Origin of the sequence: Bacteroides sp. D22 (genome assembly GCF_000163675.1) — a bacterium.
GTDB classification, from domain to species: domain Bacteria; phylum Bacteroidota; class Bacteroidia; order Bacteroidales; family Bacteroidaceae; genus Bacteroides; species Bacteroides xylanisolvens.
Genome location: NZ_GG774819.1, coordinates 55,606 through 82,396, shown reverse-complemented (window position 1 = coordinate 82,396; position 26,791 = coordinate 55,606). Strand labels below are relative to the sequence as shown.

17 protein-coding genes and 1 pseudogene are annotated in these 26,791 nt (G+C 48.3%); 3 read left to right on the top strand and 15 right to left on the bottom strand.

Going from position 1 to position 26,791, the window contains the following annotated elements:
• Positions 1-122 precede the first annotated feature (122 nt).
• From HMPREF0106_RS04735 to HMPREF0106_RS04790, 13 genes are all read right to left on the bottom strand, one after another.
• The gene (locus HMPREF0106_RS04735; protein ID WP_004291481.1) at positions 123-3,377 is read right to left on the bottom strand and encodes a P-loop NTPase fold protein; all 3,255 of its coding nucleotides are present in this window, start codon (positions 3,375-3,377) and stop codon (positions 123-125) included.
• A gap of 16 nt (positions 3,378-3,393) precedes the next feature.
• On the bottom strand, positions 3,394-4,524 hold the full coding sequence (locus tag HMPREF0106_RS04740; protein WP_004291480.1) for an ATP-binding protein: 1,131 nt from the start codon (positions 4,522-4,524) through the stop codon (positions 3,394-3,396).
• 301 nt (positions 4,525-4,825) lie between these two features.
• Entirely contained in the window at positions 4,826-5,431 is a 606-nt protein-coding gene (locus HMPREF0106_RS04745; RefSeq protein WP_004304269.1) for an RteC domain-containing protein, read from the bottom strand.
• A gap of 238 nt (positions 5,432-5,669) precedes the next feature.
• Positions 5,670-6,092 carry a dihydrofolate reductase family protein gene (locus HMPREF0106_RS04750; RefSeq protein ID WP_004291474.1) on the bottom strand — a complete coding sequence of 141 codons (423 nt, stop codon included), beginning with the start codon at positions 6,090-6,092 and terminating at the stop codon, positions 5,670-5,672.
• A 279-nt stretch (positions 6,093-6,371) separates the two neighbouring features.
• Entirely contained in the window at positions 6,372-7,694 is a 1,323-nt protein-coding gene (locus tag HMPREF0106_RS04755) for a sigma-54-dependent transcriptional regulator (RefSeq protein WP_004291471.1), read from the bottom strand.
• Complete coding sequence (locus tag HMPREF0106_RS04760; RefSeq protein ID WP_004291467.1) at positions 7,687-10,005, bottom strand: ATP-binding protein; 2,319 nt, start codon at positions 10,003-10,005, stop codon at positions 7,687-7,689. Before HMPREF0106_RS04760 ends, HMPREF0106_RS04755 begins: the two co-directional genes overlap by 8 nt.
• Positions 10,005-11,930: a tetracycline resistance ribosomal protection protein Tet(Q) gene (gene tet(Q), locus HMPREF0106_RS04765; protein WP_004291466.1), complete on the bottom strand. Its 1,926-nt coding sequence runs from the start codon at positions 11,928-11,930 to the stop codon at positions 10,005-10,007. Before tet(Q) ends, HMPREF0106_RS04760 begins: the two co-directional genes overlap by 1 nt.
• A gap of 657 nt (positions 11,931-12,587) precedes the next feature.
• On the bottom strand, positions 12,588-18,404 hold the full coding sequence (locus HMPREF0106_RS04770; protein ID WP_004291462.1) for an N-6 DNA methylase: 5,817 nt from the start codon (positions 18,402-18,404) through the stop codon (positions 12,588-12,590).
• Positions 18,394-18,846 carry a DUF1896 domain-containing protein gene (locus HMPREF0106_RS0125125; RefSeq protein ID WP_004304266.1) on the bottom strand — a complete coding sequence of 151 codons (453 nt, stop codon included), beginning with the start codon at positions 18,844-18,846 and terminating at the stop codon, positions 18,394-18,396. The genes HMPREF0106_RS04770 and HMPREF0106_RS0125125 overlap by 11 nt, the downstream gene beginning before the upstream one ends.
• 162 nt (positions 18,847-19,008) lie before the next feature.
• Positions 19,009-21,096, bottom strand: coding sequence for a type IA DNA topoisomerase (gene topB, locus HMPREF0106_RS04775; protein ID WP_004291456.1), 2,088 nt, complete (start codon positions 21,094-21,096; stop codon positions 19,009-19,011).
• 60 nt (positions 21,097-21,156) lie between these two features.
• On the bottom strand, positions 21,157-22,728 hold the full coding sequence (locus tag HMPREF0106_RS04780; RefSeq protein WP_004291455.1) for a DUF3945 domain-containing protein: 1,572 nt from the start codon (positions 22,726-22,728) through the stop codon (positions 21,157-21,159).
• A gap of 20 nt (positions 22,729-22,748) precedes the next feature.
• Positions 22,749-23,099 (bottom strand): helix-turn-helix domain-containing protein, encoded by a 351-nt coding sequence (locus tag HMPREF0106_RS04785; RefSeq protein ID WP_004291454.1) that lies wholly within the window; start codon positions 23,097-23,099, stop codon positions 22,749-22,751.
• Between the two features lie 3 nt (positions 23,100-23,102).
• Complete coding sequence (locus tag HMPREF0106_RS04790) at positions 23,103-23,465, bottom strand: helix-turn-helix domain-containing protein (RefSeq protein ID WP_004304264.1); 363 nt, start codon at positions 23,463-23,465, stop codon at positions 23,103-23,105.
• Positions 23,466-23,666: 201 nt separating this feature from the next.
• Between HMPREF0106_RS04790 and HMPREF0106_RS04795 the strand changes: the two genes are divergently transcribed.
• The gene (locus tag HMPREF0106_RS04795; RefSeq protein WP_004291426.1) at positions 23,667-23,966 is read left to right on the top strand and encodes a helix-turn-helix domain-containing protein; all 300 of its coding nucleotides are present in this window, start codon (positions 23,667-23,669) and stop codon (positions 23,964-23,966) included.
• Between the two features lie 31 nt (positions 23,967-23,997).
• Complete coding sequence (locus tag HMPREF0106_RS04800; RefSeq protein ID WP_004291424.1) at positions 23,998-24,303, top strand: helix-turn-helix domain-containing protein; 306 nt, start codon at positions 23,998-24,000, stop codon at positions 24,301-24,303.
• A 77-nt stretch (positions 24,304-24,380) separates the two neighbouring features.
• Here HMPREF0106_RS04800 and HMPREF0106_RS04805 read toward each other — a convergent pair whose 3' ends face one another.
• Both HMPREF0106_RS04805 and HMPREF0106_RS04810 read right to left on the bottom strand, forming a co-directional pair.
• A complete protein-coding gene (locus HMPREF0106_RS04805; RefSeq protein WP_004291423.1) occupies positions 24,381-24,743 on the bottom strand; it encodes a hypothetical protein in 363 nt (120 codons plus the stop codon).
• Positions 24,744-24,754: 11 nt separating this feature from the next.
• Positions 24,755-25,990 (bottom strand): site-specific integrase, encoded by a 1,236-nt coding sequence (locus HMPREF0106_RS04810; protein ID WP_004291422.1) that lies wholly within the window; start codon positions 25,988-25,990, stop codon positions 24,755-24,757.
• 497 nt (positions 25,991-26,487) lie between these two features.
• Between HMPREF0106_RS04810 and HMPREF0106_RS27525 the strand changes: the two are divergent.
• Positions 26,488-26,791: pseudogene (locus HMPREF0106_RS27525) on the top strand (IS66 family transposase); the annotation flags it as partial.

The following is a 26,791-nucleotide window of genomic DNA, read 5'->3' as shown; positions in this document are numbered from 1 at the left end:
AAAATTGAAAATTATCCCTATCGAAGTTTGAAGTGACCCCCAAAAGTTGGATACAATTTTTTTGGGGGGCACTTCAGTTCTGACGGGTAAAATCGTAAAATTCGGACTTGTTAGACAAATACTTACGCGGTTTCAACCTCAGGTACTGAATCTATCGAATTGACAAATTTAACCAATTGCGGATCTGAATCTTTTTGTATGAGGTTTCGGAGACTCTTTTTCAATTCATAAGCATCATCCCCTGCTGTATTTATTAAATCCATATAAAAATCTTTGTTTTGCAGAATCAATGAACGGCATGCCCCATCGGAAATTACAGGTTTCACTATTTTATCAATAACGTCTCCAGCTTGACTTTTCAAATTACCATGCGATCTAAGCCATGTTTCGAAAAATTGAAACTTTATTGCATTGATAGTCTTTTTACCGATGCAGAAATCATTTCTTATATCGGTAACTGTCGATTTAATTTTTCGTTTATCCAATCTTTCAACTATATTCTTGAAACAATTAGGGAAAGGATTCAAACTTTGAGTTCCAGAAGCAATATCCATCAGAATCTTTTTGCCAAATTCAGTCAAGTTATCTGGCAAGGATTTGATTTTAGCCAGTAAATGTTTTATTGCGACAAACCAATAATATGATGTATGTGCTGTTCTTTGGGCGTATAATGTATCAACACTTATTTCAGACAACGCTTCGAACGCTATTTTATTGATATGATCGGTCAGGACATTGCTTATTTTAGTGGTCAAATCGTAAAAAGATGCGTCAGGAATTACATCTTTAATATTGTTCTTAGTGATATACTTATCCAAATCGGTATTCCACTCTGCTAAATGCTCGATAAATACCTCATCCGTTACACCTATTCTGTTCTTAATATCTTCAAATTGGGGCAATATGTCTGAGAGCAATAATTTATAGCCAAGTTTATGATTTACCATGTATTGTAGTGTTTCATTTAATAGCGGTATATTCCATCCCACACTATTTACTAATAAGTCTCCATGATCCACATAATAGTCCATGAGTTCTGCAACATATTTTATATCTCCACCCTCTATTAAGGAAACGGAATGACCATGTGCCAATTGCATGGCGACTAAATCGTAATATCCAGACTCTTTAATGTTTCGGCCATCAGTTTCTAATTCAGAATGCAACTGATTTATGTAGGTTGAATCTAACGTTACAGGTAAAGGTCTTTCTTCGTCAGATGCCAATAAACGATAGGTTGTAAATATAGCCCCTATATTATCTTTATTTACATTCTGTTCATCAATGCAATTCGTGATCGCTTGCAAAAGCGTTGGAAACGTATAGGTAGAATTATCTTTTAACGTTTTTACAATATCTGCATGGTCGAAATTATCGGGTAGTAAGTTTGCCAAATAATTATCGAGCGCCTCCGAATTTGTTGCTACTTGATAATATTTATATGCTTTAGTTGTCGCGTTATCCCGATAGGCAGCATCTGTTGCATTTGCAGCTTGAATATAATCGATAAATGTATTTGGCTTGACTGTTTTTGCTTCAATCAATGACGTAAAATCGCACGCCAACTTATTTTGCGCAATAAACCTGTCTATTGCATCTAACGTTTTGAAATAGTCGCCGCCATTGAAGTCATTGAACCGAACTATCTTCTTATATAATTGAGCAATCACATGGTTTTGGCTTTCCGTGTCTAAATGCAACAGCAGTTCTTGGTATTCGACAGGGAACACCTGCTTCTCTATGGATTCTTTTAATTTCAATTGTGCTATTCTTTGCCATACACGCAGAATAACATCGCTCTTTCGAGTTAATTTATGCAAACAATGTATAATCTTATCGATAAGCGCATTGTCCATACATTGTATAACTTCTTCTAATACAGTGTCAAATTGTTTATTAGTCTCTGCATATTGATTTATGTCGTGGTCTTCTTCTCCGTTGATGCAGCCTTCAATATATTTTTTCAATGGAATTTGTCGAGCATCTTCAACATCGACACCATATACCAAAGCTGCAATTTCGCGTTGTGTTTGCAGATCATTGTTAATTATTGTTTGAATGCCATTCAGATAGTCGCCGGACAATATTTGTTCTACTGGATTTGCCAGAATATCCGTCTTCTTCAAACAGAACAATGCTATGTTTATCATCAAAATTTCGTTACACCACTCTTGTTTAAGAGCGACCATCTCATTGATATATGATATAATTTCCCTAACATTGGCATTAGGATTTACCAATCTGAATATCCGATTTATAGTTTCTTTCGCTTCATTTTCTGTTTCTCCAAATGCTTCAACAAACAGTTTGTTGAATATACTTCGATAGTCGGTAATAACAGGAGGAGCAACACGATAAACAATAGGGAAAGTTTTATTGATAAAATACTTGGTCAGTTGTTTCGTTTGTTCGTCGGTCTCATCTCCGAATGCACAAGCTAAATGTGTTTCATCGAAAGGAATAACAGCCCAAACATTTTCAAAACCGCTATCGGCGAAGAACGTATGGATAGAAGACCATAATTCTTTTACTTTTTCAGCGGGGAGACGATCCATGTTGTCAAAAACAAGGACTAATTTACGTTGTCCTTTTTCCTTGATAAAATCAGAAATGTCTTGCATCCATGTTTTGAACTCGTAAACCGTTGGTTCGTCTTCGCTCAAAGTCTCATAGCAAACGTCCTTTTCGACTTTATCTTGATAAATAGCTAACATATAACTCCATCCATATTTATGATCTTTGCTATATGCCCATTTCCAAACGCACAATGCAATAAGAACTGGCAGTGCAGCTATGATAATAGACAATAAAGAAAACCACCATGTTGTGGGTGTAGGTTTTACTGCATACGCAATAAATGTAAATATCGGAGTTAAAACTGCAACCAAAAATGCCGCAACCATACCATTACTGATAAGGGGATATTTTTCGGTTACGGTCTCCGTTTTACGGGCTAATAAATATTTCAGCTTTTCAGACCATGATACGGTTTTCGTACCTCCACCTTTGACTTTTATTGTTGCATTTCCAGATAGGATACCATCATCAATAAGTTTGCTTGTAAGCAATTCCAATATAGAGCGGCGTTGCAAGTCCTCTTGATGTCCCCATGCGTCATACTCAAAAAAGTAATAGTCGTCTGATAATTCACGTTCCAACATTTTAACCACGTTGGATTTTCCAGATCCCCAAATACCTTCGATGCCGATAATTCGAGGTAAAGTACATTCCTCATCCAATGAATCATTCTGACAAAAATGGCGAGCAATAGTTTTTGCCAACCTTTCTTGCGAACCTCCATCGAATTTGTCAATACCACACGGTTTATTTTGGATAAACCGCGGATATTGCTGTTTGGATTGTAGTTTTGTTTCCATATACGTAATTTATTGATTATACGAACTCCAAATAATTCTCCCGATTTACCACATGAAACTCGGCATAGGGATAGGCTTCTTGGAAGGCTTTCGGTGCGGCCGGCATTTTATTTCCCCACTTGAACTCCAAGGCGGTAAGACTGTCGGCACTCTCCTCAATCAGGTCGATTTCCTGTTTGTCGTAGGTGCGCCAGAAATAGAACTCCCTGTGCAGTCCCTCATTGAAGTTCGCTTTGCGCCGCTCTCCGATGATGTAGTTCTCCCACAGCGCACCGACATCCTGCCGAATGGCCAGCGGTGAGAAAGCCCCGATAATGGCATTGCGAATGCCGTTGTCGTAGAAGTACCACTTGCCAGCTTTTGTAACCTCCTTGCGTAGGTTACGCGAATAAGCCCCCAGACGATAGATAACGAAGACCTTTTCCAATAGGTCGAGGTATTTTTCAACGGTCGTCTTGCTCATGCCGAGTTGTTTACCTAACTCTTCGTAAGAAACTTCGCTGCCCAACTGAAAAGCTATCAATCGCAGTAGATCGCGCATCTTGCTCGAATTTTTTAAGCCGTCAATTGCTAAGATATCTTTAAGCAGGTATGCACCGACAATATCACGTAGGTAGTCTGTTTTACGTTCATAGTTCTCCATCATTACTACTTCGGGATAGGAACCGTAAATCAAGCGCGCTTCGAGGTTCTGGCGGGTTTCAAGTGCCGTTTCCGTCTGTGCGATTTCCCGTTGCGAGAATGGTGTAAGGAGAAATTGCGTACTGCGGCCGACCAACGGTTCACCAGTCTTATTCAGCAAATCGAATGACGAAGAACCACTTGCCAAGACACTTATTCCCGGTATTTCATCAACTATCAACTTCAGAATACTACCGATTTGTGGTATGTTCTGTGCCTCATCAATAGCCAGCAAATCAATACCATCCAATAAATGCCGATAATTGGCTATTGAGCGATTCTCCAATAGTGCTAATGTGTCGTAGTCTTCGCCGTTGAGCATCATCGTCCTACCTGAATAGTTGTCCACAATTTTACGCATCATTACCGTTTTACCAACACGGCGAGCACCAAAAATCAGTACTGCTTTATTGGGCGCGATTCGTGCTGTAATCTTCTCTTGAAGTATTCTATTTACTGTTTCCATACCTTATAAAATATAATGCAAAGATAATCATATTTTTTTAATTGGCGAATTTTACAAAAAAAACGGGCTATTAAATGGCGATTTTTACAACCACAATCTTATGGAAGTTGTTTCATTGTTTTTAGTAATGATATATGTTCATACTATGATGACTCAATAATTTACCAGACATACGTTTCTGAAATTTGTCCTTATAGGAATGAAAAACTCACATATATTGTGCTAATTAATATATAATTAAATGAAAATAAAAAGACAGGATACGAGTATTCCTGTCTTCTCATATGTAATGGATATTTTTTTATTTTCTCATCCGCTCCAACTCCTCATCACGCAACATTCTCTCGTTCAGTTTTTCCTGCATCCTGTCAATGAAATAGGTGCGGCTTTCGTTCTTCCGGCGTTTGATATCAGTGTAGAAGCGGTAGCAGTCTTTAGAATCAACCCCGAATATCTTATAGAGAAGTGGGGCGAGCTGTTTGAGCGGCATATTGCCGTTGTTGATGCAGCCCATCACGTCTATGCCGTAGATAAGTTCCACGAGGTCGATGGCATTGCCCGTCCATTGAAGAAGGCTGGCGGTGGTTTCTGTTGCGTTGTTGGCGGATATTAGTGGTGGCACTTGGGGCGTGGCAAGGAATTTCTGCATCTTTCTTACGAAAGACAGAGCCTTGCTGACGTAGGCGGCAATCTCTCTTTTTTCTTCTGACAGATTACGTACGGGATGGTGCTGCAACTCGATTTCGATGTAGGCAAGCGCGATGACGGTAAGGTTCATGTCCATGCCGCCGTTGCACAGTTCGATCACTTGGGTGGCGAAAGCCGTGTATGCCGTTTCCATATTGCAGTCGCCGGCTTCGTTTATCAGGCGGAAAAAGTCGGTTTCCGCCAGCAAGAAATAATTCATGGTTCTGTCAATTTTGAAAATTACACTTTGTTTTCTGCGTGCGCACATGAATATAATTGGCAAAAAACGCGGCAGAAAATAAAAAATCCAACACTCAATTTTACAAAGTGCTGGATTTCAGAGGTATAAAATTCAGTATTTTTTCACAAGGACAAATTATCTCCGACTTAAATTGTTTGTAATCGGAACATTTATTCTATTCCTGAAAATAGAAATGTATGCTTGCCGCACATTTTGGCTATCTTGCTTTTTTATCAAGGATATAGATAATGCGACATACACCGTTGGGATAGCTTTTCAAAGAGGAAAGCGTCCAGTGTTGCTCTGGCAGAGCCGACTTAAAAAAATGTCGTCCGCTTCCGGATATGAAAGGAACGGTGTATAGTATGATTTCATCCACAGCGTGCATCCGCAGCAGTCCGTTTATATAGTCTGCCGTGTCCGGTGTGGCTTCCGCGAGGTAACGGATGTTTGTGCAGTCTTTTCTCCATTCGTGCAGCATTGAAATGGAATAGTCCGGTGTCACACGGTAAAAGGCTTTCTTCCTGATTTCATCAAGACCGCAACGGTCAAGGCACAAATCCTGATGTGCTTTATCATATAACTCTGAAGAAAGACATCCGTCCATCGTCAGTACGGCGAGAATCTGAACTTTACCCATAATCGTTTCCTTTCGTTAGGCAAGGGTAAAAAAGTAGCGTGCAATTCACACTACCTTCAAGCGATGGCTCTGGTAAAGCCTTTACGGAGAGTACGTGAATGCACGCTATGCGTAAGCATAGCATAAGCATCACGCAATCGTCTCCGTAGTTCCAATTTACCAGATTTTCGCTTGAAACGCCTTGCGGTCTTATCCTATATGTTGGCGGCGAAAAGCTCCTGCCAATCGCCGTTTTTCTCAAATGTTATGCAAAGATAGCCAAATTCAGTGAATTACGGGCTATGATTGCTTGAATTTATATTTAAGTCCATACTCTTCAAGTTTGCTGTATAGTGTTGTCCTGCCTATGCCGAGCAGTTCTGCGGCGACACTCCGGTTGCCGTTTGCCTGTTTCAACGCACGCAATATCCGCTCCTTATCCTCCGCGTCATTGCGCAAGGCGAAGCTGACAGTAGAGGTCGGTTTCGTCACGGCAAGTTCCAGATGCTCTTTCATGACAACACCTTCCTGCGCCTGCAATACAGCACCCATAACTTTCTGCCGAAGTTCCCGCACGTTGCCCGGCCATGCGTGTGTCAGCAACGCTTTACGTGCTTCGGAACTGAACCCGCTCACGCTACACTCCAGCTCTCTGTTTGCCATATCACGGAAGAACTCTGCCAGCGGCATAATGTCTTCTTGACAGTCACGCAACGGAGGAACGGTTATCCCGAAGTCGTGCAGGCGGTACAGAAGATCCTGCCGAAAACGCTTTTCATTCACCGATACCTCCAAATCTTCATTGGTAGCAGCGATGATGCGGACATTGAAATTCCGGTCTGCCTTGTCTCCGACCGGGCGATACCGCCTCTCCTGTATGGCACGGAGCAACATCTGTTGGGTTTCCAACGCGAGGTTTCCTACCTCGTCCAGAAACAACGTGCCGCCTTCCGCCTCATGGAAATATCCTTTCTTGGCATTGTCCGCACCTGTAAATGCACCTTTGACGTGTCCGAAGAAAGCCGACGGTGCAAGCTCTTTGGAGAGTGAACCGCAGTCCACCGCCACAAATGGCTTGCCTGCACGTTTGCTCTTGTCATGCAACAGGTGGGCAATATGCTCCTTGCCCGTGCCGTTCTCACCAAATATCATCACGCTCATATCGGTGGCGGCTACCAGCCTTATGCGGTGCATGATTTTCTGAAAGGCGGAACCTTCACGGGCGAATATAGGCATACGGCGTTGTCCTGCCTGACGTTCTTTCAGTATGGAACGGATCAGGGGGACAAGTTTATCCTCCACAAGCTGTTTGGGAATATAGTCTATCGAGCCGAGTTTCATGCTTTCCACGGCGGTATTAACTTCGGCGTAGTCGGTCATAATGATGAAGGGCTGCATCTTTCCCTCCTTTCGCATCCAGCACAAAAGGTCTATGCCACTGCCGTCAGGCAGACGCAGGTCGGCAACCACGATATCATTATCTGTTGCCTGTTGCAGATGTTTCTTCGCGGTTGAGAGGTGGTAAGCCTTCATATTGCGGTAGCCCTCCCGTGACAGCATATTGCAGACATATTCGCAATACACGATGTTGTCTTCCACCACAATTATTTTTGTCTTATTCATCTTCGTATTTTCTCCTTTCCTCTTCTGCCAACCGTATTATTTCCACTCCCTTATCCAGCACGGCAGTCACGGCATGGCTTAACGCTTCACCATCCGGGAGAGCATCGCCACGAAGCAATCCGTAAAGTACATTCAGCGGTTGGTCGGCACGGAGCACCTCCCACGAACTGCGCAGGTGGTGGATCAGGGAATCCAGCTTTTGCAGGTCTTTTTCTTTTGCTGCATCCCGTACCGCCTGCATTTCCTTTTCTGTTTCAGTTATCAACTTTTCCAGCATGACGGCTTCATTGCCATAGGACAATAAGGCGGAAAAGTCCGGTTTCCCGTCCGGTGTCGCTTTTATGGCACACCTGTCGGAAACCTCCATCAGTTCCGATATGGAGAACGGTTTGAACAGGCATCCGGCAAAGCCTTTTGCCAATAGTTCCCCTTTGTTACAACTGCCCGAAGCGGTTGCCACAACCACCGGGATTGTTGGTGAATTGCCCACGTTGGACGAACGCAACAGTTCCAGCAATTCGAAACCGTTTATATCGGGCATATTCAAGTCTGTCAGCAACAGGCTGTATTCTTTCTGGCGTATCATTTCCATCAGTGCCGCAGCATCGGTGCAAGTGTCGCAGTGTATTCCTTCTTGGGAATACATCTCTTTCAGCATCAGAAGTAATACCTCATCATTGTCAATGGCGACAACATCATGGAATTTATTGTTATGATAAACAGGTGTATTGCTTGTATATCCAAGCTGTTCTTCAGCTTCCTGCATAGAAATTTCAACTGTGAAACGACTGCCTTTCCCTTTCTTGCTGTCTAAACGGATTGTTCCGCCAAGCATCGACACAATATTACGCATTATGGCAAGCCCAAGCCCGAAACCCTCCTTTGCGGCGGCATTTGATAGACGTTCAAACGCACCGAACGCTTGTTTCTGTTCCTCTTCTGTCATGCCTGTACCTGTATCTTCAACGACCAGTGTCAGAACTCCATTATCATATTCAGTAATCAAAGAAACACCGCCTTCTTCTGTGAACTTGACAGCGTTTGACAGCAGGTTATTCCCGATTTGTATTATTCGCTCTTTGTCGGTCAATACAATGGCATCGTGTCCAGTCTTCACGGACAAGGACAGCCCTTTGTTCACGGCAACAGGCATGAACTCCGTTTCAAGTGTGTGCGTGATTGCTGAAATCCGGCAGGGTGACAGACGGGGCTGTTCCTTGCCGTTGTCCAGGCGGAAGAAGTCAAGCAAAGTGTTAAGCATATCCCGCATACGGTCGGAGGATTGCAGTATGTTTTGGATATACTGCCCGGACTTATCCTCACACTGTTCTTTCCGTATCAGTCCGGCATAGCCTGTTATTGCTGTCAGCGGTGTGCGCAGTTCATGGGTGATAGTATGTACCGCCTTCTTCCTTGACGTTATCAGTGCCTCGTTCCGTTGTACGGATTGTTCCAGTTGCCTTATCAAATCAGTTGTCTTGTGCTTGTATTGTTTAATGCTTTTTGCATCACGATGTATGATGATGTAGGAAATTAACAACAATAGAAGAACGAATCCCATTAAACCGCCTACTTGCATAAATGACTTTTCACGCATGGCAACTATTTCGTTTTCCCGGCTTTGCAGTTCGGTTTGTACCTTTTCTTCTATTTGGCAAATCAATTCTTGCAGTTGTCTGTTAAGTTCTGCATTACGAGCTGCAAGGCTGTCGGCTTGTTCCGACAATTGGCGATCCTGCACTTTCTGTTCGCTGATTACGTTTCTATTGACCGAATGAAGGATAGTGGTTGATACTGCTGGAGTTACTTCCTTTTTTTTGCCGAATATGCCTAAGAAACCTTTTCGTTTTGGCTTTTTGGACTGTTCCTGCACACTTTTCTGTACAATAACCGGAATTTGATTGGCTATCTTCTTGTTAATAGATTGTTGTTCATCCATTAACCGGACTATCTGGAACATCTGTCGTTCCTTATCCTCTAAAAGACTGCGCACACTATCGATGCGCTCTGCTGGATAGGTGGCCTTGAAACGGCAGAGCATACTGTCCATTGCCATACGCCGTGCATGGTAATGCTCGATATCTTTATCGTTCCATTCCAGTATTGTTTCACCCAATAGAGAAAATTTTATCATTTGAATATTGATATTGTTTATTTCTTTTCGGAGCTCGTCTATTTTTTTATTGCCAAGTTCTAATGCTTCTATCTCCTGCCATTCATAGAGGCTATTATATGCCATACATCCGATAAGAATGGAGATAAGTATATATCCCAACCGTATTGCCTTATAGAAATTTCCTGACCGCTCCATTATTTTAATGACATTGATTTTTGGAACATGAATAAAAGTTTATCTTTTTCGTTCATGCGGATATTATCAGAATAACCGTCTTTTGTTATTTGATACCCACATGGCTTAACCATAAAAATGCCTAAGCCCTTAGTGTACGAACTTACTTCTGAGGCATAGTCTTTACTTGTATTTAATGGAACTTTCCCTTTAATATGACACCACTCATTATTACAACTGATGTCTTCAATCTCAGACATCAGTTTTTGCAAATCTGTAATAGCTTTGGAACTCGCTACTTGGGGTATCTGCAACTCAAAACAGAGCATCGGTTCGAGAATGTCCACACCTGACTGTTGCAAAGCCAGCCTGAAGACATAAGGGGTCAGCTGTCTGAAATCAGCAGGTGTACTTACCGGGCTATAATACTCGGCTTGAGTAAAAGTTACTTTCAGATCTGTCACTTCCCATCCATGTAAACCAGATTGGCAAGACATACGAATCCCTTCAAAAACGGCATTTTGAAAAGAATGGTTCAGATAACCATAGGAGATGTCACTTTCGATTTGCAACCCTGCCCCTAACGGTAAGGGTTCAAGAGTCAGCCCTATTGTGGCCCAGTAAGGGTTGGGTGGTACTTCGATCTGAATAATCTTATTGACCTTTTTTATAGGTCGTTCTTTGTAGATAGTCTTGATCTCATCAAAATGGACCTTTACGGAAAATCGTTCTTCCAGCAATGTCTGTATGATTTCCTTTTGGGTCAAACCATATAACGAGATTTCCAATTCATCACTATATGAGTTTATGGAAAAGGACAAAGACGGGTCTTCAATCCACAATGTATTCAGAGCGGATATCACCTTGCTTCTCTCTTCGGGCTTATTTGGCCGGACGGAGGATTTGAGAGCGGGATGCTGATGAGATAATCCTTGAATCAAACAAGGTTTAGCACCTAAATAATCTCCGATTCGAAAATCTTCTATATCTTCTACAATCGCGATATCATTGGCACCCACTTCATCAACATTTATCTCTCTGCCCTGATAAATAGTCTTTAGATTTTTAATCTTGATGAATTTTTCCGAATCGTTGATTCTTACAACGTCTCGAAGTCTCAGACTTCCGTCAATTATTTTAAGAAAACTTCTTTTATGCCCTTTGGGGTCATGCTCTATCTTATAGAGATAAGCTGAAAGTCTGTTTGAGACTGATGCCGGAGGAAGTATAAAAGAAGAAATGGCGTCCAACAACTCATTGATACCGATATTGAACATTGCTGATCCATGTAGCACCGGATAGACTTTGGCTTTTGCCACAAGAGCGATTATCGTATTCCAATAATCAGCCGGTGAAATTTCGCTATCCGCCAAATATCGTTCTAATATATCGTCGTCATGGTTGCATACAAATTCTTTGTATTCTTCCTTTATATATGTTTGGGAGCAAACCGGATAAACCGATCCATCGACAACAGTTTGCATAAACAGGACATCTTGCGACAGATTTGTTTTTATATCCATATACAAACGCTCCAAATTCACACCGGCACGGTCAATCTTATTGATAAATATAATTGTCGGGATTTGCAGCTTTTGTAAAGTACTGAACAGCAACTTTGTCTGCGCTTGTATGCCTTCCTTTGCGGATAAGATGAGGACTGCTCCATCAAGCATTTTGAATGTCCGCTCCACTTCCGCAATAAAATCCATGTGTCCCGGAGTGTCAATGATATTGCATTTCACTCCATTCCAGATAATAGATGTCGTAGAAGCCCGGACAGTAATTCCTCTACGTTTCTCTATATCCATAGAGTCCGTTATGGTGTCACCATTATCCACACGGCCGCACTTTTCCGTTGCTCCACTGGCAAACAGCAGATTCTCGGTTACGGAAGTTTTTCCTGCATCAATGTGAGCAAGAATTCCTAAATTTATAATATTCATTTGGATTAAGCAATAATATACTACAGTAGATGCATTGTCGAAACGCACCTTTTAATACCTCCTCGTAGCATATGAGAACTACAGGATTACTAACTCGTATTAATATGTATATTATTACTGCCGCATAACGATTACAAAATTACACAAAAAAATATATCTAACAAAAGTGGGAGGATTTTTTAACTTTTTACCATAGACATTTTATTAGGGAAGCGTAGGTTCAACTGGCAAGTACAAATAAGTAGAAATGTTTGAACAACACCGTTTTAGGAAGTTGAAAAATCAAGTTTCTCTCTCGGTATAGCGTTTATTTTGGCCAATATCTTCTTTAGTTTAGCATTTGTGTATTTCCCATTCGTGTTCTATTTAGCTCCTTATTATGAGTATGTAGCAAGTTACTTATCAAATTCAGCCTCTTTGAGGGTCAAATATGGTTTTGCAAATGGTGACTGACAAGACATAAACAAGGTCAGCAGGAATTTTTTACATAAATGGACATGAATGTATATAACCTAAAATAAGAATAAATTTTAATAAGGGCTGCCCAAAAAGAAAAAAATGCAGTTGCCATCCTATAGATACTTGCAGAAAGGATAAAATTTACTTTTAGACCTTTTGGGATAGCCCTTATTAATACTTCAGATAAAATTCCTTAGGTTATATTTTCAATCCTTTGGACCGGGTTTCCTCCTTGGCATACAGTCCCGGACGCCCGATTATGACATGGTTGGCAACGATACTATCCGCCGGACTGCGTATCTGCGGCGGTGCATTTTCGGGATATTGCGCCTGCCTGTTCCTCACATCTTCCGCTTCCGGCTTGAGCTGTTGCCCTTCATTCTCCTTTTCTGCGACTTCGGGCGTGGGTGGCGCAAGCTCCAGCTGAATTTTTCGGTCAAGGGCGGCAAGTTCGGACTTCAACTGCTTCAGCTCGTCCTCCTTCTTCCACACCTTACCCGCTATCTCCTGTAACTGCGGTATCTCCATCTCCAGCACCTCGTTCTTCGCCTTGTACTGGTCGATGATGGAGGGTATCCTCTCCATCGCGTTGAGGAAGTTGCGGGCGGCGGCCAACGGGTCAGCCATCGCCAGATGCCCGTTGTTGTAGGTGTACTTGTAGTTCCCCTCGACCACGAAGCGGTTGTCGGTGAACTCCAATCCCTCTTTGAGTATCCTTTCGCTCACCACCTTTATCGGAAAACCGTAAAGTTCACCGACCTGCGTGTACAACCCTCCGGTCGTGGCATTCTTGGCTATCTCCTGCAAACGCTTTCCGATGACCTTCTCATCGGCGGAATCCACTCCGTCCACCTTTATTATATTAAGGCGGTTGCCCTCCTTGTCGGTCTGCACCACCGACAGGAAGCGGTTCCAGTCCTCCGTCATGGCATCTATGAAAGCCGTGTTGTTGCGCAACTCGCCGGTCTTTGACTCCAGCTTGAACTCCGAATCACGCTTGCCCTTGTTGAACGACTTGCGTTCCCCTTCGAGCGATGCGATCCGCTTTTCCAGTTTCGCCTTGTCCAACAGGTCGGTATTGCCGGAGAGCAACGCCATGTATTCCGAGAAATTCATGCCCGATTTTTCGTCCATTGCCCCCTCGTCGATGGTACGCGCACCCATCGCACCGCTTTTGAGCTGGCTTATGAAAGTCTGCTTGCAGTGCAGGAGGTTGAACTTGTAGCTGTCCAGTGACTTCTCCACCGCGTAGATGATTACATCCACGTTGTTCCCGGCGAAATGTTTGGCAATCTCATTACCTGCCCTAACTCCGCGTCCGTCACGCTGTTGCAAGTCGGACGGTCGCCACGGCGTATCGAGATGATGGATAGCCACACACCGTTTCTGGGCGTTCACACCCGTTCCGAGCATAGAGGTAGAGCCGAACAGCACACGCACCGTCCCGGCGTTCATGGCGTCTATCACCGCCTTCCGCGCCTTGTCGGTCTTGCACTCCTGAATGAAGCGCACCTCGCTTGGCGGTATACCGTAGTCCTCCGTCAGTTTGCGCTTGATTTCCGAATAGACGTTCCACCCGTCGCCCGGCTGGTATGTCCCCAAATCAGAGAAAACGAACTGCGTGCCTTTCTGGGCGTCGTATTTTTGATAATACTCCGCGATCATCTTGGCACAGTGACTCGCTTTGTTGTCGGGATGATCTTCGTAATTCGGGTCTATCATGCGCATGTCGAGTGCCATTTTCCGGGCATAGTCCGTGGCGATGAGCATCTTCGCCTTTTCTTCCGTTTCCGAAAGCGGCAGCCTGCCCAACAAGGTGGCATCGCCCGTCTTGGCGAACTGCATCAGTTTCTGTATGAAGTCCTCCTGTTCCGGCGTGGGCGGTATATGGTGCAGTATCTCGTTCTTGGCAGGACGGTCAACGCCCACATCCTCCGCCGTGCGGTAGTCCGTGATTTCATTATAGAAGGCGGCAAGCTCCGGCACTTTGATGAAGTAGCGGAAACGCTCCTTCTGGACCACATTGTTCGTCACGTTAAATTCAAAATCCGTCGTCTTCTTGGCAAATATCGCCGCCCAAGCGTCGAAACACCTTATGTCCTGCCGTTCCAGCTCCTTCGGGCGCAGGTACTTGAACAGCAGGTACAATTCAGTCAGTGAGTTGCTGATAGTCGTGCCGGAGAGGAAGGTCGCACCCAAGTCTTTTCCTGTGCGCTCCTGTATGGTGCGTATGGCAAAGAGCATGTTAAGTGCCTTCTGGCTTCCCTCGCTGTTTCCCAATCCCGCCACACGGTCGTGGCGCGTGTTGAAAGTCAGATTCTTGAACTGGTGGCTCTCATCTATGAAGATGTGGTCGATGCCCATCTGCTTGAAATCCACCACGTCGTCCGTGCGTGACTTTATGGCGTGTTCCACCTTCTCCAGCTTCGCTTCAAGGTTGTGCTTGCGCTTCTCCAATCCTTTCAGCATCGCCCGCGACACGTTCTTTCCCTGCTGCCGTAGCACTTCGAGGTTTTCCTCCACCGTGTCAAGCTCTGCTTGCAGGATGCGCTGCTGCAATTCCGGCGACTGCGGTATCTTGCCGAACTGGTCGTGCGACATGATGACGCAATCGTAGTCGTTGTTCTTTATATTATTGAAGAAGCGCACACGGTTGGCGGTCGAAAAGTCCTTCTCCGAAGCGTACAGAATACGTGCGTTGGGATATGCCGCCTGATAGGTGGCTGCAATCTCCGCAACGTTGGCTTTCAGCCCGATAATCATCGGCTTGTGTGCCAAATTCAGACGCTTCATCTCATGCGCGGCGATGCACATTATCAGCGTCTTACCGGTTCCCACCTCGTGGTCGCAAATTCCGCCGCCGTTCTGTTTCAACATCCAGACGCAATCCATCTGTGAGGGATAGACGCTCTTGATACCCCGGCTTGCCAGCCCTTTCAGGTTGAGGTCGGGAAAGGTCTGATGGGAGCCGTCGTAGCGCGGGCGCACGAAACAGTTGAACTTGCGGTTATACATCGTCACAAGCCGCTCCTTGAACTGCGGCGACTGCTCTTCGAGCCATTCGGAGAAGCCGTTTCGTATCTCGTCAATCTTGGCGTTGGCGAGTTGTATTCCCTCGCTGTCGCGCATCTTGATGTCGTTGCCATGCTCGTCCTTGCCGATGGACTTCATCATGTCAGGGCAGGTGTTGTGCAGGGCGTGTTTTAGGAGGTGCATACCGTCATAGTTCCGGTAATACCCCTTCACCAGAAACTCGTCCGTGATTTTCATGGTGCGGTAGCCGCACACCACCGAAAACTCGTCCATGCTTGCGGAATAGGCGATTTTCACCTCCGTGTCGAACAGCCGGCTCATGTAGGCGGCATAGACACCCGTCGGAATCCAGCGTTCCCCGAAATTGAAGTCCAGATCCTCGAAGGCGATGCGCTGCGGCTCGGCATCTTTCAGAGCCTCCAACGCCTGCTTCACCTCCGGCATACGCTCATTTTCGGGATTGTCACCCATCCATGCCTCTATGCGTTCCGCTTTCTCTATGACATTTCCGGCGATGAAACGGTCTTTGATTTCGTAACCGGTCACGAGCGGATTGTAGTAGATGCGCCCTTGCAGGGCAGTGAGCAAATCCTCCGCCGTGCTGTCGGTTATCTCCCGCATATAGTCGAGATTGACCGTACCATATTTGTTGAGCGACGCAGACAGGGCTTCTTCGGGAGAGCCTACGTTGGCATGGCTCTCCACCGCGAAGGAAACAGGATGCTCGAAGATGTCCGCCTTGACGAACTTTCCGTTTTCCATCCGTTCCAGCGAAAGGATGTCGCGCCCGCCCGCATCCATCATCACTAACTTCACGTTCTGCTTGGCGTTGAGGTTGCCGTAGCGCATGACAAACTCATCGTAACAGGTATTCAGATGCTCTCGCCACGGAACATTTGCCTCGCGCCGGAGCGATTCATAACGGTACAGACGCTCGTAGGCGTCACGCAGCGACACATACAACAACGCCTTTTCCTTCTGGTATCCTTTCAGGTCGAGCGGCTGGAATGTCGCCCCGTATGGCGTGATGTCTTTCAGGTAGCCGATGTTATGACGCCCCCGGTCAGCCACCAGCGACCCTTCGCGCAGGTGCATCTCCGGCGTGCGGTGGTAGGCACGCGGAGAAAGGTCCACGACTTCCTCCTTCGGCTTTTCCGCTTCGATGTCGGGGAAAAGGAAAGTCCCCACCGCTTCCGATGGGGTATCTGTAACGGCAGGTGCGGCGACTGCCTCCGGCTGTGTTTCCTCCTGTCGTGGCTGCTCACGGGAAGTTTCCGGCACGGCTTTCACTTCCGTCTTTTCCGCCACTTGTTTCTCGTTATGCTGCCTTGCCAGTTCCCGAAGTTCTTTCCTACGCTCCGGCGTCAAACCCATCATCATTTCATAGAAACCGTTGATGGGAGGATTGGTATCCCAGTCCAGTGTGGCATAGATGTCGTCCGGGTCGGCAGGCTTGGCGGTGTTCTCCGCTTTCACCTCCTTATTCTCCATTGCGGGTTTTGCAGTTGGAGCTGTCGGTGTAACCGTGACTTTCGGTTTGGGCGGAGTGGACTTTGCCGTAACTGCCTTTTTCACCGTCTTTTTCTTTTTGGAGGTTTTCGGTTGGCTGACCTCTTCCGTCATCCCCCAGAGGTCAAGCAGGGTGAGCTGCACGCCTGCGGAATATTGCGGGCGCGGTTCTATCTCCGGCTTTTCATCTGCGGGTTGCGGCTTTTCTGTCGGAGTTTCCACCGTCTGCGCCGAGGATACTGTTTCCAATTTTATGGCAGGACGCTCTACTTTATTTTGAACGGCAACTTTTTCTTCCGTTCCTGCCTGCCGGATTGAACCCGAATACAAGCGCATGGCAAGCCTGTAATGGAAATCCTCGTCGAGCATACGGCGCAAATCCCCGGCGATGCCTGCTGCCTTGCCCTCGTGCAGATAAACCATAGCGGGCTTCCCGTAGGGGTCTGTGTCAAGTTTCGCCATCGTATGCACGATGCGTTCCGGGTGGTGGATGAAATAGGCGTTGTCGGTCAGGGCGGTTTTCGTGTCCGTCTGTATCACGGTCATCAGCCGCTCGTCCTGCGACATTTCCTTCTTGCTGAGGTTCTTTTGCAGGACAATCAGGTCACTGCCCACCTCCGTGCCCGCGTTGTCCGTGAACAGGTTGTTGGGCAGGCGTATCGCGGATACCAGATTGGCCTGACTGAACAGCTCGTTACGCACGGAGGTCTTGGTGCTATTCAATACCCCTTGCGAGGTGATGAACGCCACGATACCGCCGTCACGCACGGCATCCAGTCCTTTGAGAAAGAAATAGTTGTGGATGGTTTTCTGGGCGGAGCGTCTGCCGAAAGAGTCGCTCCGCTGAAACTCCGCGTCGAACACGGCAATGTCACCGAACGGAATGTTGGACACCGCCAAGTCGAAATAATTGTTGAACGGTCTTTCGATTTTCTCAAAACCGCAGGTGCGCATTTTCTGGTCGGGATAGAGATGCCTCAAGATTGTACCCGTGAGCAGATCCTTCTCGAAAGCCATCACATCCGCATTGGGGCTGTGCCGCAGCATGGAATCCACGAACACGCCGACACCTGCCGACGGTTCGAGCATACGGGCGGGGCGGACGCTGTAATCTGCCAGCACGTCCGCGATGGTGTCGGTTATCTCTTTGGGGGTGTAGAAAGCGGTCAGCACGGACGCTTTCAGCGAATCCACAAACCGCTTGTACTCTGTTTCGTCCTTGCTGTTCTCACGGATAAGCCTGTGCAGCTCCACCGTCGGGGCGAACAGTTCGAGGTCGGATTTCGCCCACCGGACGGCATCCGTCAGTTCCTTTGCAGGGTTGAGGATACATTTCAGACCGCCGAAACCGCAGTACCTTTGAAGTATGGCACGCTCTTCGGTTGTCGCTGTCCTATTTTCCCTGTCAAGGATGAATGCCGTCCGTATCGCCTCGATGTTGTCCCGCAGTTTCTGTTTGCGGTTAAACGCCATATTCGTCTAAGTAAAGGACGGTTGCTCCCGTCAGCTCCGTGTAGAGCAGGTCGTAATCGGAAGACAGGGCGAAATTGTCATCCGAGAGGTCATAGACGGAGAACACGTTGCCGACAAGCGGCAGCAGTTTCAGGACAAAGGCTTCACGCTTCTCTTCCGGCACTTCATCGGCAAACTCGTTTTCCACGACTTCGCGGAGGATGGCGTAACGGGAATAATGCAGCCCGCGCAGCAGCGTGTCCATCGCCAGTTCCTGCGCACCATCGGCGGGATAGCCTTCAAGCCGTGCCCTCTCATACGTTTCGGCGGCACGGTCGGCCCGTTCCCGTATGAAAGCGGTGTCGTCAGCCTGTTCAAACTTGTTCGTGCGGAGATAGTCCAGCAGGTACAGACCGTAATAGGAAAAGTCGGTCTGACCCTCGTTTTTCTTCTTGTTGTTCATTACTTTGGATTTAGCGGATTGATAATTAACGGGATAATCGGTTGGAAAAAGGAAGAAAAAGGCACTCGGTATCCCTCCGAGTGCCACCACTAAATCCAAAGTATGAGTGTAATCCGGTATCGAAGAACAATTCATTACTCTGAACAAGTGGCAAAGTTAATACTATTTCTTCCGTCCTGAAAATTTCTTGTCCTTTTTAGCCTCCGGGAACACAAAAGTCGTGTTATATTCCCCGTCAAAGGCGACAACAGCATCGAAACTCTTGCCCTGTTTGCTCTTGAACCCTTTGAGCAGCTTGGTATGCCCTTCGGTGAGCAGGTCTTTGATTTCATCGTCGGACAGGGTGCGTCCCGCTTTCAGCCGGAACACGGGCAGTCCGCACTCCGTGTTGTCGCAGCGTACCACCTTGCCGTAGAACCGCATCCTGCCCGTGCCACACTTGGGACACGCGCAGCCGGAGTCACGGCTGCCGAAGAGCTTGTCGCACGAGATCAGTTCGGAGGTTATCTCACGTGTGTACGCCTCTATCTCCTTGCGGAAGGTGTCGTCGGACAGTTCCCCGCGCTCGATACGCGCCAGCTCCTTTTCCCATTCGCCCGTCATGGCAACATCGGCGATGCGCATCGTCTTGACGACGGAATTGAGGGCAAGTCCTTTTTCGGTGGGAACAAGCGACTTCTTGCAGCGTTCCATGTAACCGCGCTTGAAAAGCGTTTCGATGATGGAGGCGCGTGTGGCGGGAGTACCGATGCCACAGTCCTTCATCGCCTGCCGCAGTGCGTCGTCCTCAATTTCCTTGCCCGCCGTTTCCATTGCCGAGAGCAGGGTGGCTTCGGTATGCAGCGGCTTGGGTTTGGTCTTTCCTTCGGTAATGGACGAGCCTTTCGGTGTCAGCGTGTCGCCTTCCTGCCAGCCGGGGATGGTAATTTCCTCTTTTTCCTCGCCATAGACGGCACGCCATCCGGTTTGCTTCACGACGCTGCCTTTTACGGTAAACTCCACTCCGGCACATTCCGCCGTGACAGTGGTCACATCCTTGACGCATTTCTCAGAGAATGCCTCGACCATGCGCCCGGCAATCATCTGATAGATGGTATTGTCCTCTTTGGAGAGGAAGAGCGGTTTCTCACCCGTGACGAGCAGGGCATGGTGGTCTGTCACCTTGCCGTCGTCCACGCTGCGGCGTGTCGGGGCGGCTTTTGCCCGCACCTTGTCTTTCCATTCGGGCTGTGTGCCGATGAAAGCGAGCAGTTTGGGAATTTCGGCAAACACGTCTTCGGGGATGTAGCGGCTTCCCGTTCTCGGATAGGTTATCAACTTCTTTTCGTAGAGTTTCTGCGCGATTTCAAGCGTCTGTTCCGCCGTGAAGCCGTGCTTGGCGTTGGCTTCTTTCTGGAGCGTGGTCAGGTCGTAGAGCAAGGGAGTTTCCTCCGTCTTCTCCTTGCGCTCGGCTTTCGTGACAGTGGCGCAACCTGCCGCCTTTACCTTATTATATAGTTCCATCGCCGGTTCTTTCTCTTTCCATTTCTCGGAGGATGAGAATTTCACGACTTCGCCGTCGCAACCGTCCGTTGCGATATGGAGCTGCCAGAATGCTTCGGACGTAAAGCGGCGGTTCTCCCAGTAGCGTTCACATACCATAGCCAACGTTGGTGTCTGCACCCGCCCCACGGAATACGTGCCGTGTCCGGCGGCGATGGATAACGCCTGTGTGCCGTTGATGCCCACGAGCCAGTCGGATTCGCTCCGCGCTTTGGCGGCGAGGTAGAGGTTGTCGTATTTGCTGCCGTCTTCGAGTTTCCGCAGTCCCTCGCGGATAGCTTTGTCGGTGAGAGAGCTGATCCACAGGCGCACGAAAGGAGTGGTGCAACCCGTATAGTGGTAGAGGTAGCGGAAGATAAGCTCTCCCTCGCGTCCGGCATCGGTCGCCACGATGATATGTTCGCTTGTGTCGAACAGTCTTTTGATGACTTTTATCTGCGACACCACGCCGCTGTCGGGCTTGTAACCTTTCTCCGTCCTGACCTGACGGGGGACGAGCGTGAATGTGTCGGGAATAATCGGGAGGTTGTCACGGACAAATCCGCGCACGCCGTAGCCGTCGGGCATGGCAAGCTGAACGAGGTGTCCGAATGCCCATGTCACGGCATAACCGCCTCCCTCGAAATATCCTTCCTCTCTCTTTGTCGCGCCCACGATGCGGGCGATTTCACGTGCCACGGAGGGCTTTTCTGCAATGATTGTCTTCATGTCTTCTTCTTTTTTGTTGATACTTTGGATTTTATTTTGGATTCAGTGGCGGACACGGGATTACATTTTCATGCCCTTGCCCGTTTTCTTCTGCGGCTTCTCCTGCTGCTGTTGCTGGCGGGCGTCCTTCGGGTTGGTCTGACCTTTCTGCAACGGCTCTCTCAGATTCTTTGTAGCCTCGTTGGTCTTGCCATCGTTGTTCACCGCCACCTGCGTGCGGCTCTCGTTGGACGGAGCAACCTGCTGTGCATTGTCAGGGTTCGTGTCGTAGCGGTACGGGCGTCCCTTCTCCGGGTTGAACTTGATATACATCGTGGCATGGAAGCCCTGCTTGTCGGTCACGTTCTCCAGCTTCACGGCTTTACCCGCCACATAGTCGGCTTTCTGCTGGTCGGTGAAGCTCACGCCGCTCCATTTGCTGATGGGGCGGATGCTGCCGTCCTCGTTCGTCCACGTGTTGCGGCGTTGCTCCTTCTTGGTCTGTGCGGCATTTTCCCCGCCCTGCGCCTGACTTTTCGATGTGTCGCCTTTGGTTTCCTGTGTCTGTGCGGTACGGGGCGACTTGCCGGTTCCCGGCACGAACTCCACGCCGCGCTGCTCCACGTTCACTTGCAGGGTGGTGACGAACTTTCTGCCGTCGTTGCGCTCGATGAGCTTGTCGCGTACGGGCAGTCCGGCGCGGAGCATGTCCCGCTCCTGCGTGGTGATTTCCGTCTTGCCGATGCGCTCCGGGATGCGCACCCTGCTTGCCGGAATGTCCGTGATTTCATTCGTCTTGCGGTCGATGCTGATGTAGGAGGGGATGATCTCGCCCGTTTCCCTGTCCACAATGTCCACGACCCTACCGAGATTGCCCGTTTCGCGGAGGTTCTTCCGGTCATTGTCGGAGAATTTGTGTTCCTTGTACTCATCCAGCTTCTGCTCCTTGCGGATGAAGTGCGGCACGAGGCTGATGTTTCCCTCACCGTCCTTCTTGAAGGAGAGGCGGGCGTCCAGCTCGAATGATTCGCCGCCGAAGGTCGGTTTGACCTTTACCAAGTCGGACTTGCCATAGTTGAGCATCTTCGTAAGGTCGCCGGACTTTTCAAGGTTGTCCCGCTTTACGCCCCATCTGTCCTCCAGCTCCTGCCAGTTGATTTTACTCTCGTCGATGGGCTGGTAGCCACGTTTGCCCTGCATCTGTTCGGATTTGTCCTGTTGCTGTTCTTTCCGTTGTTCCATGTTCTCCTGTTTTTGAGGTTCTTGTTTCTCTGTCTGTTGTGCTGCCATCTCTTCCTGCACCTTCTTCTCATAGTCGGAGGTGTCCACCTTGTGAGGGGCGAGCAGCTCCTTGTTCGCTTCGGGGTCTTTCAGCAGTTGCTTCATCACCTCTAAGAGATTTTCAGCTTGGTCTGCCGCAATGCGGTAGAAACCGAAGCGGCTGGGTTCCTTGCACTGCCGGAAGAAGTTCTTGAAGAAGTTGTCCAGCACGTCGCCATGTCGGTCGAATTGCAGGAAACTCTGCGCGTTCTCCGCTTTTGCGGGGGTGCGCTTGGGTGTGCCGTCCGCGTTCAGCCCGGCTACCACGCTGATCTCGCCTGTCTTCTCGTCACGGACTACCAGCACGTCCTTTTCGTCTTTTTTCTTTGCCATCTGAAAAATGTTTTAATGGGTTATTTATGAAAGAAATTATGGATACGAGCCTTGTAGAAGGCTATATCTTCCTTTTTGAAGTCCTTGATATGGTTGGAAAGGAATGTCAGCACGTCCTCCTCGCTGTAATAGGTCTTCTTGCCCAGCGTCTTGTAGGGCAATGCGCCTACGCTGCGGTAGCGTTGGAGGGTGCGTTTGCTTATCTGGAGCAACATGCACAAATCCTGATTGTCGAAAAGGCGGATGCTTTCCGTGATAGTGGGCTGTTTCCCCTCAGCCTTCATCGCCAGCAGCAGTTCGTCCTGACGGTCGAGCCGTTCCATCAGCTTCTGCATCCAGCCCTCGAAGTTGTTTCGTGTGAGCAGTTCCATGACCTATGTCCTCCTTCCTTTTGGTTTGCCGCCCGTGCGCAGCGTGTGGTTGTGGAACAGGGTGTCTATTGTCCCTTCCTCGTTCCTTACTGTGTTGTCCTCCAATAGCCGCAGTATCTCGGAAAGGCGGTAGCGGCAGCTTCCGCGTACCACCACATACTCGATACGGTGGTCGGTGCGCATACGCTGCATGGTGCGCTTGCTCACGTTGAGCATCTTCGCCGCCTGTGCCGTGTCAAGCAGCTTGTCTTCGGTTTCCCGCTTCCGTTTCTTCTCGTCCCTTGCCTCGCGGATGTACCCTGCGATGTTCGCAATCTGCGCCATCATCTCCTTGTAGGCGGAACTTTCCATTGTTATCACTTTCATGTTCAGTCCTTTCTTTTTGTTTCTGCGACAAAATTCGGCAATAAACAAAAGGGGCTTTAACAACTCACTACGTGACTCACGTAAGATTTTTGCGGAAGATGGCTCCGTAACCCGGTCAAACGGCGCAACAGGCAGCCTTTCAGCGGAAAACGATACGTCTTGTATGCCGTTTCGTTACCTTTGCGGCAAACTCTAAATGACATGAATATGGAAATAGTATCTATCGAGAAAAAGACTTTCGAGATGATGGTGGCGGCATTCGGCGCACTCTCGGAGAAGGTCGCCGCCCTGAGGCGCAAAAGCGACACGGGGCGCATGGAAAGATGGCTCACGGGCGAGGAGGTCTGCGGGCAGTTGAGAATAAGCCCGCGCACGTTGCAGACGCTGCGTGACAGGCGGCTTATCGGCTACTCGCAGATAAACCGCAGGTTCTATTACAAGCCAGAGGAGGTGAAGCGGCTGATACCGCTTGTCGGCACGCTCTATCCGCACGGCAGATGATTTGATTTATTCACCCACTGAATCCGAAGTTATGATGAACGAGAACAACGATGTTTTTACGATGGAAGACGAGCCGATAGCCTCTGTGGTGCAGGATATGCGCAAAGGCTCGAAATGGCTGTCCGCATTTCTGGAAAGCTACCGTCCTCCGCTGGACGGGGAACGTTACCTGACGGACGGCGAGGTGTCGGAACTGCTCCGTGTGAGCCGGCGCACCTTGCAGGAATACCGCAACAACCGCGTGTTGCCCTTCATACTTTTGGGAGGGAAGGTGCTTTACCCGGAAACGGGGCTGCGCGGGGTACTGGAAGCGAACTACCGCAAGCCGCTGGAGTGAGGCGGTTTCATGAAAAAGTAAACGGGTGACACCTTTTGTGGTGCTACCCGTTTACTTGTCTTATGGGGTATGTGCAATCAGCAATACCCGGCTTTTCCGTTCTGTATGAACATCACGTATGTCTGCCGTTTCTCTTGTGAGAGTGCCTTTCCCACCAGCCATGTGCGGAACAGGTGGGTGTTGTAGGTATTCACCCTGAAAGCGACCGGGATGATGATTTCAAGGGCGTACACGTCCGCGTGCAGCCCGTTTTCAAGCTGCATGTAGCGGCACACCTCGTAGTCGTTCAGCACGTCCGACTTGCGGACGGCTCTGATGGCGGCGTTCACTGCCGGGACGGTCGTATGGAACAATCCGGCTATTTCGGTGGCGGTCATCCACACGTCGTTACCGGTTACGCTGACTGCCTTGTCCTCGATGATGATTGTGTCACGTTTCATGGCTTTTCTTTTTAGATGGTGCAACCTGCAAATTCCTCGACGCCGTTCAATCTTGCGGCAAGGTTCTCCATGTCCTGATTGAGCTTCTCTTTGGTTATCTTTGCGTAAATCTGCGTCGTCTTTATGCTCTTGTGTCCGAGCATGGAGCTGACCGTTTCGATGGGAACACCGTTGGAGAGGAATATCGTCGTGGCTGCCGTGTGGCGGCTCTGATGCCACGTGATATGCTTGGTGATGCCGCAACGCTTGGCGACGGCACGGATACCGGCAAGGCACGTGTTATAATGCGGAACGGGAAATATCCTGCCGTCCCCGCACAGTCCCCGGTATTTGCCGATTATGCGGTTGGCGATGTCGAGCAGGCGGATGTTGGACACCACGCCCGTTTTCTGGCGGTTGATGTTTATCCACTCGTGTTCGTCGAAGTAGGTGCGGATATTCTCTTCCGTAAGGTTGCGCATATCCGCGAACGACAGCCCCGTGAAGGCGCAGAACAGGTAGAGGTCGCGGTACAATTCCTGTTTGGCGTTTTTCAGTTTCCCCTCCATCAGCAGGCGGATCTCATCTTTGGTCAGGAAACTGCGTGTTGTTTCCTCCTTCTTGATTTCATACTCGCGGAACGGGTCGCGCGTCAGCCACTCGTTGTTGATGGCGATGAATACCATCGTCCGTAACGGGCAGACGTACAGCCACACGGTATTGGTGCAGCAGTGCTTGTCCGTGCGCAGGAACATCTCGAAGTCGGAGATGAAAGCCGGGGTAAGCTCTTTTAGGGCGATGTCCTTCACATGGTAGCGGATGTCGAGGAACTCTTGCATGTGCTTGTAAACGGTGCGGTACTTCAGCAGCGTGCCTTTGGCTTTCATGCCTGCCTCCACCTGCTTCTCGTAGTCCTCGTTGTGCTGGCGGAACACCTGCATCAGCGTGTGGTAGCGGTGTTCCAGTCCGAGAAAGGCGTTCTTCACCTTCTCCGCCGTGACGAAGTTGTCACGCTCCATGATTTCCTGATAATGCCTGTTGATGCGTACCCGCATCTTGTCAAGCATACGGTTCGTTTCGAGTGCCGCCGTGCTTCTGCCCGTGACACGTCCACCTTTGGTGTCCCACAGTTTCGGATCGACAGTCAGTTTGCAGCTGAACTGTGTCTGGCTGCCGTCCACCGTGATGCGTCCCATGACGGGAACTGTCCCGTCCTTTTTCACTACCTGACGCTTGAGGTAGTAGATTACTGAAAATGTACTCTTCATTGTCCTTAATTTTTGGGTTTCAAAATTAGTTGGTGAAGAGTCCGGTGTTGGTACGCAAAACGGGGAGGAACGGCGCAATCTTTTTCCGTAACCTGATTTTTCGCATGAGTTATGGATAACTCACTATTCCTTAGAGCCTTGTTTCGCTATTCGTACCCGTTTGTCGCATTTTCGGGCATGGTTACGAACAAGTAACGTAGCGGCGTCAGGATTTGGCTTCGGCAGGGATTGTAATGGCTTCACGGATTATCGCCACTTCAACCAAAACCCTTGTAACTCAATTCTATCACTATATCTTTCCGCATTTCACTTTTTTGTAGTAACTTTGCACCCCGGAAGACAAGGAAACGATCAACATATTAATCGCCCAGCTACTGTCAAAGGATGATGAGATCCTGCGGCTTCGAAACCTGCTTGACGACTTACAGCGTGAACAGCAGTCGGGTAATATGCAGATCCTGTCTAAACTTGACAGGGCACTTGAGGAACTGAAAAGCATGAGACATGACAACAAGACGCTTTCCAACCGTCTTTCCCAGGCCCTTGAGGCCAAGTCAGCCGCAGAAGAGAAAATACAGGAGCTTTCCAGTGCCCTTGAAGCACTCGAGAATACGCGCGCTGATGAACTTTATGAGATTGCCAGACAGAAACGGCAGTTATACGGGCGTAAATCCGAGAAGAAATCTTCCTTGTCCGCAATGAAGCAAAAAGACCTCAAAGAGGATAAGGATGATTTTGACGGATCCGCTCCTTCGGCTCCGGTTGAAGACTTGGAGCAGAAAGCTGCGGAATCAGCCTCTT

Coding starts and splice junctions, on each gene's coding strand:
- HMPREF0106_RS0125125 (WP_004304266.1), bottom strand. CDS start 18,846: ATGAACAACAAGAAGAAAAACGAGGGTCAGACCGACTTTTCCTATTAC.
- HMPREF0106_RS04750 (WP_004291474.1), bottom strand. CDS start 6,092: ATGGGTAAAGTTCAGATTCTCGCCGTACTGACGATGGACGGATGTCTT.
- HMPREF0106_RS04810 (WP_004291422.1), bottom strand. CDS start 25,990: ATGAAGAGTACATTTTCAGTAATCTACTACCTCAAGCGTCAGGTAGTG.
- HMPREF0106_RS04755 (WP_004291471.1), bottom strand. CDS start 7,694: ATGAATAAGACAAAAATAATTGTGGTGGAAGACAACATCGTGTATTGC.
- HMPREF0106_RS04805 (WP_004291423.1), bottom strand. CDS start 24,743: ATGAAACGTGACACAATCATCATCGAGGACAAGGCAGTCAGCGTAACC.
- HMPREF0106_RS04800 (WP_004291424.1), top strand. CDS start 23,998: ATGATGAACGAGAACAACGATGTTTTTACGATGGAAGACGAGCCGATA.
- HMPREF0106_RS04790 (WP_004304264.1), bottom strand. CDS start 23,465: ATGAAAGTGATAACAATGGAAAGTTCCGCCTACAAGGAGATGATGGCG.
- HMPREF0106_RS04735 (WP_004291481.1), bottom strand. CDS start 3,377: ATGGAAACAAAACTACAATCCAAACAGCAATATCCGCGGTTTATCCAA.
- HMPREF0106_RS04795 (WP_004291426.1), top strand. CDS start 23,667: ATGAATATGGAAATAGTATCTATCGAGAAAAAGACTTTCGAGATGATG.
- topB (WP_004291456.1), bottom strand. CDS start 21,096: ATGAAGACAATCATTGCAGAAAAGCCCTCCGTGGCACGTGAAATCGCC.
- HMPREF0106_RS04785 (WP_004291454.1), bottom strand. CDS start 23,099: ATGGAACTGCTCACACGAAACAACTTCGAGGGCTGGATGCAGAAGCTG.
- HMPREF0106_RS04780 (WP_004291455.1), bottom strand. CDS start 22,728: ATGGCAAAGAAAAAAGACGAAAAGGACGTGCTGGTAGTCCGTGACGAG.
- HMPREF0106_RS04745 (WP_004304269.1), bottom strand. CDS start 5,431: ATGAATTATTTCTTGCTGGCGGAAACCGACTTTTTCCGCCTGATAAAC.
- HMPREF0106_RS04770 (WP_004291462.1), bottom strand. CDS start 18,404: ATGGCGTTTAACCGCAAACAGAAACTGCGGGACAACATCGAGGCGATA.
- HMPREF0106_RS04760 (WP_004291467.1), bottom strand. CDS start 10,005: ATGGAGCGGTCAGGAAATTTCTATAAGGCAATACGGTTGGGATATATA.
- HMPREF0106_RS04740 (WP_004291480.1), bottom strand. CDS start 4,524: ATGGAAACAGTAAATAGAATACTTCAAGAGAAGATTACAGCACGAATC.